Genomic DNA, 10595 nt, shown 5'->3' with positions numbered 1-10595 from the left:
GGAAGCATATACTGCCGTGATAGAAGGATCTGCCTGTTTGACCACCTGCTCAATTCGCTTCTGCATGTCTGTAGAAAGCTCGGACAAGCCTTGCGCATTTCTGCCGACACCTGACTGGGAGCCGTTGGTGCCTCCGGCCGTTGTTCCTCCACCCGCGCTTCCAGCCCATCCGCCGCTCCTTGTTCCGCTGGTTGTCGGGTTCCCGATTCCATCACCCGTTGCCGCTCCCCGCATATTGAAGTCAACTCCGCCCTCCCGGTTGAAATCTTTTGCATGGCGCCGCTGTGTGCCTTCATTCACCGCCACATAGGCCGTGTTGTTCCGCACCAGCACAACTGCGGAAGAAACACCAGCCACCTGGGACATTACACGCTCGGCAATGTCCGGACGGGAGGCATAATCGCCCTGTCTTTGATTGTTGTCAAATATTCGGGCACCCTGCGTATCCCCCATCCGGTTCGGATTTGCAGCAGGTAAACATCCGTTTAAGGGCAAGGCAACGCAAAGAATTGACGAGATGACCAGGGATCGTTTCATCATGTTCAACATTCACCCCGCTATCTAAGAATGAACGGTACGCGAAAGAATTCAAACCTTACTGTGATTCTTTGTTGCGATAGGTCTGGCAGTTGGTGTCCTGACACTCGTTCGCATGGCGTCCGGTCACTTCAATCGCTTCCGCAATGCAATGGTTGCCATCTTTCCAATACTCGCATGAATGAACGGTGCACATCACCGTGGGGTACATGTCCCCACCCGTAAACAGTTTGCTCGCTGCACCGCCCCAGTTGACGTTGTCCATAGACCCCAGCATGTTGGCAAAGGACGATGCTTGCGCAAAGGTTTTGCACATGGTTTGTTCGATGATCTGGGACATGTGGCCTTCTTCTTCGTGCATAATATCGATATTCCGGGCAGAACAATAGTCTCCCGCCACATAATGAGTGCAGGTGTCCACAACACATTTTACCCTGGGGTAGATGTCCCCTTTTTCCATTACAATCTTGCTCCTTTCTTTTTATAATTGCGGAGATTGAAGACCATGGGGTGAAAGAAGTACTCAAAACCGGCAATGGCGAGAGAAGTCAAAACCAGATACCAGAAAGTGACGGTGGATAAAGGGGCCAGCATCGCCGCAATCCAAAGCACTATAAACGCGTAAACCCCATCCAATACGGAGGCCACTGCGTTTTGCAAATGAGGCAGCACCATTTTGTCTCCCGCCCAGAAGGGGAGTCCAATCAACAACGTGGTCAGCAATACGTAGCTGAACGATACACTGGTGGCCGGCGACAATACGGCAAACAGATAAACTACGGCAAAAATGGCTCCCATTTTCAGCCAGAGTGTCCTCACATCATCACCCCATTTCAAGGTTGCAGGTAGTGTTCCCTTAGAACGGCAGCGTTTATGTAAAAAGCATGAGGGTGGAAGATTTGGGGGAACAAGGGTAGAATGGTGACAACGGAAAGGGTGGGCAGGAATCGATGAAGTTCTTCTCTACGTATGATTGGGGCGATCCGAACCAGCGTCCTCAGATACGAAAAGGGACGCTCAAGCGGATCATGAGGTATTTCGTGCCATATTGGAAACAGTTCCTGATGGTGCTCTTATGTATAGGAATATCCGCCCTGCTCGGCATCCTGCAGCCGCTGATCATCAAGTGGATCATTGACGATGCGATTCCCAAGGGGCAGACGGCTCTCTTGAACTGGTTGATTCTGGCGATGGTGGCGGCGGCTGTTGCAGCCAGTCTGTTTGGTGTCGCCCAGACCTACTTTAACACCCTGATCGGACAGGGCGTGATGTATGACATTCGCAACGGGATGTATCATCATCTGCATCGGATGTCTCTTCAGTTCTTTACCAACACAAAGACGGGTGACATCATGTCCCGCGTCAATAATGACGTGAATGGGCTGCAAACGGTTGTAACGGAAACCATCTCCAGTTCCATTAGCAATTTGGTGATCGCAGTCTCGACCATTGTAACAATGGTCGCGCTGGATTGGCGACTGGCAGCCCTGTCCATCATCATTCTGCCGCTGTTCATCGTGCCGACCCGCAGGGTGGGAAAACTCAATTTTCAGGTGAAGAAAAACACCCAGCAAAAAATTGGCGAGTTGTCCTCCTTGATGCAGGAGACATTGTCGGTCAGCGGTGCGATGCTTGTAAAAGCGTTCGTCCGACAGGATTGGGAGATGCAGCGGTTTGCAAAAGTAAACAGGGAACTCAAGAATTGGCAGGTGCGCCAATCCATGATTGGCCGGTGGTTCTTTGCTTCCATCGGATTTTTGTCGACTGTCGGGCCTGCCATCATTTACTGGTATGGCGGGCATGCTGTCATCGACCAAGCGATATCCTTGGGAACCGTTGTTGCCTTTACCGCATTTTTGACAAGACTGTTCGGTCCGGTGTCCGCCCTGGCGAATATCCACGTCAACATATATGGTTCGATCGCATTGTTTGAACGCCTTTTTGAATATCTTGACATGCCTGTGGAAATTCAAGACCGGCCCGGTGCGAAACCCCTTGGGAAGGTAAAGGGCAAGATCGAATTGGTTCATGTATGGTTCTCCTATCAATCGGACCGGCCCATTCTGGAAGATGTAACCTTTACGATCGAGTCTGGCCAGTTGGTGGCACTTGTAGGGCCCAGTGGAGCCGGCAAATCGACAGTGGCCAATCTGATTCCCCGTCTGTATGATCCGACGCGGGGCTGCATTCGAATTGACGGTCAGGACATCCGGGACTTCACACTGAAGTCCCTTGGGGATGCCATCGGCATCGTATCCCAAGAAACGTTCCTGTTTCATACGACGATCCGTGACAATTTGCGTTACGCCAAGCTTGATGCCACCGACGAGGAGATCATCCGGGCCGCAAAGGCGGCCAACATTCACGATATGATTGCCAGTCTGCCTGAGGGGTATGATACGGTTGTCGGGGAACGGGGACATAAACTGTCAGGCGGGGAAAAACAACGGATCGCCATTGCGCGGGTCATTCTAAAAGATCCGGCCATCCTGCTGTTGGATGAAGCAACTTCGGCTCTGGATTCCCATTCGGAAGCTTTGGTGCAGTCGGCACTTGAGGAATTGTTGAAATCCCGCACCAGCCTTGTCATTGCCCACCGCTTATCGACAGTCCTGGCAGCCGATAAGATCGTGGTTCTGGAAGAGGGCCGGGTAGTGGAACAGGGAACTCATTCGGAACTATTGGCTCTGAACGGGTTGTATGCCAGTCTCTACCATCAGCAGTTCAAAGCATCGGATACTCCAAGCTCCGAAACAAACCCGGCTGCTGTGTAAGCCTGTATTGGTGAATATAGAATAAGTTGAGAGGTGTTTCCGATGGTATTGGATAAGAAAGATCGGGTACCGCCTGGACAGACATTAACGGACCGGTGGCCCGTCCTGCATGCGGGGACAGTGCCGCGAGTAAATCTGGATGCTTGGACTTTCCGAATCTTCGGGTTGGTGGACGAGGAGAAAATCCTCACCTACCGTGAGTTCATGAGTTTGCCGCAGACCCGTGTCCAATCGGATATCCATTGTGTAACAACCTGGTCCCGTTTGGACAATACATGGGATGGTGTATTGTTCAAGGATGTTATGAACCTGGTGAAGGTCAAGTCGGAAGCCAAGTTTGTCATGGTGCATGCGGAAGAGGGATGGACCACCAATCTGCCCCTTGAGGACCTGCTGTATGACAATGTGCTTTTTGCACATAAACATGACGGTGTTGATTTGACTCCGAACCATGGTTGGCCCTTGCGGCTTGTGGTACCCCATCTGTATTTCTGGAAAAGCGCGAAATGGGTGCGGGGGATTGAGTTCATGGCGGAAGACCGGCCGGGTTTCTGGGAAGAACGGGGCTACCACCTGTATGCGGATCCTTGGCTGGAGCAGCGTTACCGCGACGACCCGGAGTGGAATGAAACGGGCAGGAATACGGAGGAATACTACCGGACCATCAAAGCGCGGGTTCGCAAGGAAATGGCAGAAAAGCAACGCCCATCGTCTTGAAGACGACGGGCGTTTCCAATTGGCGGGGATCAGCCTTACTTCCCGTAAAGGGTAACCTTCACAACGCCGTCTGCCAGTTGGGACTTGACGATGACCGGCGTGCGGCGGTTGTTCTTGAAGATGAAATCTTTACCCTCTTCAATATAGACCATGGCATCCTTGCCGATCGGAACATAGGAGACCGGCAGGCTGTGCGGATGGCGTTCCACTACTTCCAGCCCTGCGGTCGTTACCGCGTTGAAGAGGGTGGTGGAGACTTGGCAAATGCCGCCGCCATACATTTGCACCACTTGACCGCCGGAGATCCCGGGTCCCGGCTGGTAGCCGCGATCCGCTGTCGGGAAACCGGTCACCTTGTTAAAGGACAAGGTTTCACCCGGCATTACAACGGAATCGTTCAACAGGTCGGATGCCAGCTTGATGTTGGCCAAATATCCTTTCTCCGTCGGCAGGGTCGTGGAGAACTCCCCGATATTCCGATATCCTGCGGGGATGTCGGATGCCAGATGGCGTGCCTGAACTGCAGCTGGAACTGTTATCAGGACGGGTTCCACTTTAGAACCGGGTTTCGCATTGACAATCCGCTTCCTTGTTTGTTCCCTGTCGAGAGTTTTCCCCGGTGTATCCCAAAGAATTGTATTGGTATCGTAGTCCTTTCGGACGGGAACCGGCGCTTTCTCATACCGCTTCGCCAATTGGTCCAGTGCCCGCTCAATGGATTTGTTGTTATTCGGATTGACACTTACCTCCCCAACCGACACGGTTGGTTGCGCCAGAACGGCTAGCGGAGAGCATGCGGAAACCATCATTGTTAAACTTAAGAAAAGAACCGTCAGCACGAGTGCCCGACGGTTCCTGGACATCAGTTTGCTGTTCATGCTTTGTCGAGCCTCCTCTGCTCAATGTATCGTTTACTGTGACCCGCACACGGATGCCGTGGTGCGACTACAACATTGTAACAGGGAAGGGCTTACTTCACCAAATCCTTTATCTTCCGGGAATGGGAAAGGATAGAGAACCCTTCATCCATCCCCTGGGCACCCAGCAGAAAGAGTAAATCACCCGTATGGGCGCTTTGTGCAAGATGTTCCATCGCTTCCGGCAGTTCCCGATAGAAAGTGTGGGGAATTTTCTGTTCCCAAAGAGTGGAAAGAAACACATTCTCTTCCTCGGGATGTACCAGGTCATTGTCTCCCACATGACTTGCAGCGGACGTGATGATGACTTGCGGATGTTTGGATTTCCATACAGAGTAACATTCAGCGAGGGCCAATGCATTCTCGCGATTGACAACGGTTCCCCGGTTGCCGCGGATTGCAAAGACGATGAACACACGCCCGCAGCTTTCTGACTGAAAAGTATTCATTACCGCTCTGATGGAACCCGGATTCATGGCGGTATCGTCCACCACTTTCACCCCGTTCCAATCAAAGACCTGCATTCTCCTCACCACCGGACGAAACTTGTTGAGGGCAAGCCGCATGCGGAGTGGATTCAGCCCGGAAAGCAAACCTGCCAGCAGCGCCGCAAGGGCATTCGATACGTTGTGCAGACCCGGCACCCTCAACACAAATGGGAAGGATTCAAGGTCGCAGGGGATGCGTTCCCGAAGTTTGCTGCCTGCATGCAGAAAAAACAGGCACCCCGCCCCCGACCGCCCCACGATTTGGGCAGACAGATCGGCATTCCGGTCAACCAGGGAATACGTAAAGACCTCACTCCGGCCCTCCCGGGCCGCTTCTCGTACATAAGGATCATCATAATTATAGAGGCCGGTTTTGTCACCCGGTATCCGGTTCATAAACCGTTTCTTGCATTCCCCATACTCTTCCAGAGAGGCATAAAAGTCCAGATGATCGGGTGTCAGATTGGTAAATATGCCAAGGGAAAAATGAATGTCTTCCACTCTCCCCATTTCGACTCCTTGGGCTGACACTTCCATAACCGTGTTTCGTGTATCCCCGGCCAGAAGCTCTGCCAGCATCCGCTGCAAATCAGGCGCCTCCGGGGTGGTTAACGTTGCAGGCGTGCGGACACCATTAATATCGTTCTCGACTGTTCCAATCAGTCCGCAGGGAAGACCGTTTTCCACAAACAAGGAATGAATCATGGAGGTGATGGTTGTTTTCCCGTTGGAACCTGTCACGCCTATCACATTCAGGCTGCTTGACGGATCTCTGTGGACAGCGGCTGACAATCGGGACAGCCAGCGGCGGGGAGACTCGGTCCGATAAACAGGAATCGGAGCGGACACTTTTTTCTCGCAGACAATACAGGCTGCTCCTTTCCTGACCGCCTCTTCGATGTAAGTGTGACCGTCACGGTGTTTGCCGGATATGGCAACAAACGCATAACCAGGCTGAACTTGCCGTGAATCGTGGGTAATTCCGGCCAATTGAACCGCTCCGTTCCGGATGGCCGCAAGCAACGCTTCCACCTTCATTCTTTCACCTGCTTCGGTTCAGTATTTTTACCATGATATGGGCGGATGCACATTTCGGTGACCGCAAACACTACCAGCAGGAGGTGGTTGCATGAGTGCTTCCCAGCATCGAATGGTACTGTTAGGTGCGGGCATGTTTCTCCTGCTGAGTTCCACCCTGGGGTGTCTGCATCAATCGCTTACCTCGGCCCCACCGGTCAAACAAAAGGCGGCGTCTGACCGGGAACTGATTCCCCAAGGTGTTCGTTTGGGGGAATTCCCGCTGGATCATGTGGCCAAGAAAGACCTTTCGGCTCATTTGGCGGCTCTTGCCCCAAGTTTGTATGAGAAGCCGCAGAATGCCCGGAAACAGGAGGCAAGCTTGCAGCTGGTTTCGGAGCGACCCGGCCGCGAACTGGACATTGAGAAGACACGGGACCGGATCTTGCAGGCCAAGCAGGGGGATCGGGTGAACCCGGTATGGAAACTTGTCCAGCCAGCTGTCACCCTGGCCGACTTGCAGCCTGCGGCACCGATCAATGCCAGGCAGATAGGGCAATTTTTCACTCCCATTCTTGACACCAAACCGGATCGGATGGAAAACCTCCGGGTAACAGCCAAGTATCTCAACAACACGGTCGTGGAACCCGGACAGGAATTCTCATTTAATCGGATCGTAGGGATGCCGACAGAAGCCAAAGGGTACAAAAAGGGGACCGTGTACGGCGATGGCGGCAAACTGACGCAGGAACTGGGCGGCGGCATGTGCCAAATCTCATCGACTCTGTACAATGTGGCTTTGGACACCCATATGGAAATTATCGAACGGCACCCCCATTCCAAACCTGTTCCCTACGTGGCGCAGGGGCGTGACGCCACCGTTTATGACGACAAAGACTTGCGGTTTCGGAATACGTTGTCAAAGCCAATCATTATTAAAAGTTGGGTCAGCAACGGCCGGGCCTGCGTGGCGTTTTACGAAGCGGTCAGAGGTTGACCCTCTTTTCACATATTATTTTGTTAACTGGTGGTATCAATACCCTTCTTTGTGATGATTTGCTATACTGGGTATTACATATTTCTTTTGCCAGTTGGGGGTACATAGAATGAAACGCGTACTGTCAGGTGTTCAGCCCACCGGAGATGTGACCATTGGAAACTATCTGGGAGCGATCAAGCGGTTTGTGGAACTTCAGGAGACTACCAAAGCGTTTTTTATGATTGTAAACCTGCATGCATGGACAGTTCCTCAGGACCCAGTTGTGCTGCGTGAAAAAACCATAAGCCTGGCGGCCCTTTACATGGCTGTTGGTCTCGATCCGAACAAGGCGACCATTTTTGCACAGGCAGACGTGCCGGAACACACAGAACTCGCATGGCTGCTGCAATGTATCGCGTATTTCGGCGAACTGGGACGAATGATCCAGTTTAAGGAAAAAAGCGAGGGCAAGCAAAATGTCACCGTCGGATTGTACACGTATCCCGTACTGCAAGCGGCCGACATTCTGATTTACCAGGCGGATCAGGTTCCGGTCGGAGAAGACCAGAAACAGCACCTTGAGTTGACACGGGACCTGGCGGAAAGATTCAACAGCCGTTTTGGTCATACGTTTACCGTGCCGGAACCGCTGATTTCGGAGTTTGGCGCACGGATCATGGGGCTGGACGATCCCACCAAGAAAATGAGCAAAAGTGCCCCAAGCCCCTTCAACCGGATTACGTTGACCGATTCTCCGGATGAGATCAAGACGAAAATCATGAAAGCTGTGACCGACACGGAAAACGAAATCCGCTACGATCCCGAAACCAAACCCGGAATCAGCAATCTGCTGACCATTCACAGCCTGTTCTCAGGTCTTGCGGTGGAGGAACTGGTTGAGCGGTTCCGGGGGCAAGGGTATGGTACGTTGAAGAAAGACCTGGTGGAAGTGGTAGTGAGCCATCTGCAGCCGATCCAGGAGCGGCACCGCCAGTTGCTTGTGTCTGGCGAAGTTCTGGATGTATTGAAGCGGGGGGCGGAGCGCGCCCGTGCGGAAGCATCCAAGACGCTCTACGCAGTAAAAGAGAAGATGGGATTGGTGTTAAGGTAACGGAGAGGTGTCGTGTTTTGGAAAGCCATTTTTTTGCCTATATCTACCGGTTGCGCTTTATCGAACGATGGAGCCTGATGCGAAACGTGGTCAAGGAGAATGTGGCGGAACACACTTTTCATGTGGCCTTGCTGACACATATGCTCTGCACCATCGCCAATGAAGTGTTCCACAAGCAAGTTCCCACTGACAACATTGTTTCCATGGCGTTGTTCCATGATCTGACCGAAGTGTTCACCGGAGACGTTCCAACCCCGGTTAAGCACCACAACGCCAATATCCTGGCCAATTTCCGGGAACTGGAACAGATGGCCGCCGAGCGGATGGCCCATATGGTGCCTGCGGAACTGCAAGCCGTTTACAACCCGTTGATATTGGAGAAAGTGGACCCGGAACTGTCCATCTGGATCAAGGCGGCGGACTTATTGGATGCCTACATCAAATGCGTCACGGAGGAAGCGGCCGGGAACCGGGAATTTGTGGTGGCCAAGGTGCAAACCGAGCAAAAGCTGCGGGCTCTGGGTCTGCCTGAAGTGGACTATTTCCTGACCCATTTTGCGCCGAGTTTGCAGAAGACTTTGGATGAGTTGTCGTAAATCCCCACAAGTATCAGTTTTCATCCATTCTGGAAAGATACCACTTGTTTGCACCGATTCGTTTGAAACGAAAGAGGGGATTCACTCGTGAATGTATACCTGCTGATTGGATTGGGAGTCCTTCTCCTGCTGGGGGTTATTTTTATTTTCTTTCGGAAGCAGAAATACAAAAAAGTTCCTTTTTACAGATCCAAAAAAGACTGACCTTATCGTTGAAAAGTCTTTAAAAGTTGTACCTCCTGAATCAATTCCGTTACGCTTGTTACCATCCGTTTTGCTATACTGGAGAAAGGAGGGAACGACATGGAGATCATTTACATGGACCACGCGGCCACCACACCGGTTCGGCCGGAAGTTATAGATGCAATGACCCACGCACTGCGAGAGGCGTTTGGAAATCCCTCTTCCGTCCACCAATTTGGCAAACCGGTACGGAAACTGGTTGAGACTGCCCGCTATCAAGTCGCCAAAGCGATTGGAGCCAACGCAAAGGAAATCTTCTTCACAAGCGGGGGTACGGAAGCGGACAACCTCGCCATTGTCGGTGGGGCAAGAGCCAATGCCCATAGGGGCAAGCACGTAATTACCGCCGTCACGGAACATCATGCGGTATTGGATGCATGCAAATACCTGGGACAGGAAGGGTTTGAAGTCACCTTCCTGCCGGTTGACGAATTCGGGCGGGTCAAGTTGGAGACGTTTCGCAACGCATTGCGGGACGACACGATTCTGGTGTCCCTGATGCATGCCAACAACGAAATTGGGACCCTCAACCCCATTGCGGAAATAGGCGGCATCTGCCGCGAGCGGGGTATTCTGTTCCATACGGATGCGGTGCAAAGCGTCGGCAAATTGCCGGTGAACGTGGAAGAGCTCCGGGTGGATCTGTTGACATTGACCGGTCACAAAATTTACGGCCCAAAAGGTGCCGGAGCTTTGTATGTACGGGAGGGAGTTCAACTGGAACCGCTTGTCCACGGCGGCGGACAGGAGAAAGCCCTTCGTCCCGGAACGGAAAATGTTCCGGGCATTGTCGGGCTTGGTCAGGCAATCGAACTGGCTGTGGCGGAACTGAAGGAAGAGTCGACCCGGTTGGCAGCGTTACGTGACAGGCTGATTCACGGGATTCTGACCGAAATTCAGGACAGCCGCTTAAACGGGCATCCCACAGAGCGCCTGCCGCACAATGCCAATTTTTCTTTCCCTGGGGTTGACGGCCAAATGCTGATTCAAGCCCTTGACATGAAAGGCATTGCGGCCTCGGCAGGATCCGCCTGTACCTCGGGGCAGGTGGAGCCGTCGCATGTACTGACCGGTATTGGACTGGAACGGGAAGTAGCGTTGGGGTCCGTTCGATTAAGTTTGGGAAAAGCAACATCCGAAGAGGATATCTCATACGTAATTGACCAGTTGAAGGAACTGGTCCGGCAGTTAAAACACTAGGAAAAACATTCCTTTA

12 protein-coding genes are annotated in these 10595 nt (G+C 52.5%); 7 read left to right on the top strand and 5 right to left on the bottom strand.

Going from position 1 to position 10595, the window contains the following annotated elements:
- The 3 genes from EFBL_RS17450 to EFBL_RS17440 all read right to left on the bottom strand — a co-directional run.
- Nucleotides 1–540, bottom strand: a 540-nt coding sequence (locus tag EFBL_RS17450; protein ID WP_439952288.1) for a hypothetical protein, incomplete at its 3' end; no start/stop codon positions are given.
- A gap of 55 nt (nt 541–595) precedes the next feature.
- Nucleotides 596–997 (bottom strand): DUF1540 domain-containing protein, encoded by a 402-nt coding sequence (locus EFBL_RS17445; protein WP_096183543.1) that lies wholly within the window; start codon nt 995–997, stop codon nt 596–598.
- Entirely contained in the window at nt 997–1356 is a 360-nt protein-coding gene (locus EFBL_RS17440; protein WP_096183541.1) for a DUF2512 family protein, read from the bottom strand. The genes EFBL_RS17445 and EFBL_RS17440 overlap by 1 nt, the downstream gene beginning before the upstream one ends.
- Before the next feature lie 131 nt (nt 1357–1487).
- Here EFBL_RS17440 and EFBL_RS17435 point away from each other — a divergent pair, with 131 nt between their 5' ends.
- Both EFBL_RS17435 and EFBL_RS17430 read left to right on the top strand, forming a co-directional pair.
- Complete coding sequence (locus EFBL_RS17435) at nt 1488–3311, top strand: ABC transporter ATP-binding protein (protein ID WP_096183539.1); 1824 nt, start codon at nt 1488–1490, stop codon at nt 3309–3311.
- A gap of 42 nt (nt 3312–3353) precedes the next feature.
- Entirely contained in the window at nt 3354–4028 is a 675-nt protein-coding gene (locus EFBL_RS17430) for a sulfite oxidase-like oxidoreductase (protein WP_096183537.1), read from the top strand.
- 35 nt (nt 4029–4063) lie between these two features.
- On the opposite strand, the gene EFBL_RS17425 is transcribed toward EFBL_RS17430, so the two are convergent.
- Together EFBL_RS17425 and EFBL_RS17420 are read right to left on the bottom strand one after the other, a co-directional pair.
- Nucleotides 4064–4906 (bottom strand): VanW family protein, encoded by an 843-nt coding sequence (locus EFBL_RS17425; RefSeq protein ID WP_096183535.1) that lies wholly within the window; start codon nt 4904–4906, stop codon nt 4064–4066.
- 92 nt (nt 4907–4998) lie between these two features.
- Nucleotides 4999–6471: a Mur ligase family protein gene (locus EFBL_RS17420; RefSeq protein ID WP_096183533.1), complete on the bottom strand. Its 1473-nt coding sequence runs from the start codon at nt 6469–6471 to the stop codon at nt 4999–5001.
- Nucleotides 6472–6562: 91 nt separating this feature from the next.
- On the opposite strand from EFBL_RS17420, the gene EFBL_RS17415 reads away from it, so the two are divergent.
- From EFBL_RS17415 to nifS, 5 genes are all read left to right on the top strand, one after another.
- Nucleotides 6563–7447, top strand: a complete 885-nt coding sequence (locus EFBL_RS17415; RefSeq protein ID WP_096183532.1) for a VanW family protein — start codon at nt 6563–6565, stop codon at nt 7445–7447.
- A 109-nt stretch (nt 7448–7556) separates the two neighbouring features.
- Entirely contained in the window at nt 7557–8540 is a 984-nt protein-coding gene (trpS, locus tag EFBL_RS17410) for a tryptophan--tRNA ligase (protein WP_096183530.1), read from the top strand.
- Between the two features lie 17 nt (nt 8541–8557).
- Nucleotides 8558–9136, top strand: a complete 579-nt coding sequence (gene yfbR, locus EFBL_RS17405; RefSeq protein ID WP_096183528.1) for a 5'-deoxynucleotidase — start codon at nt 8558–8560, stop codon at nt 9134–9136.
- 87 nt (nt 9137–9223) lie between these two features.
- Nucleotides 9224–9340, top strand: coding sequence for an LPXTG cell wall anchor domain-containing protein (locus EFBL_RS21970; RefSeq protein WP_096183526.1), 117 nt, complete (start codon nt 9224–9226; stop codon nt 9338–9340).
- A gap of 99 nt (nt 9341–9439) precedes the next feature.
- Nucleotides 9440–10579 (top strand): cysteine desulfurase NifS, encoded by a 1140-nt coding sequence (gene nifS, locus EFBL_RS17395; RefSeq protein ID WP_096183524.1) that lies wholly within the window; start codon nt 9440–9442, stop codon nt 10577–10579.
- The last annotated feature ends 16 nt before the right edge of the window (nt 10580–10595 follow it).

It is taken from the genome of Effusibacillus lacus (assembly GCF_002335525.1).
GTDB lineage: Bacteria > Bacillota > Bacilli > Tumebacillales > Effusibacillaceae > Effusibacillus > Effusibacillus lacus.
This window is presented reverse-complemented; position numbering and strand designations above follow the sequence as displayed.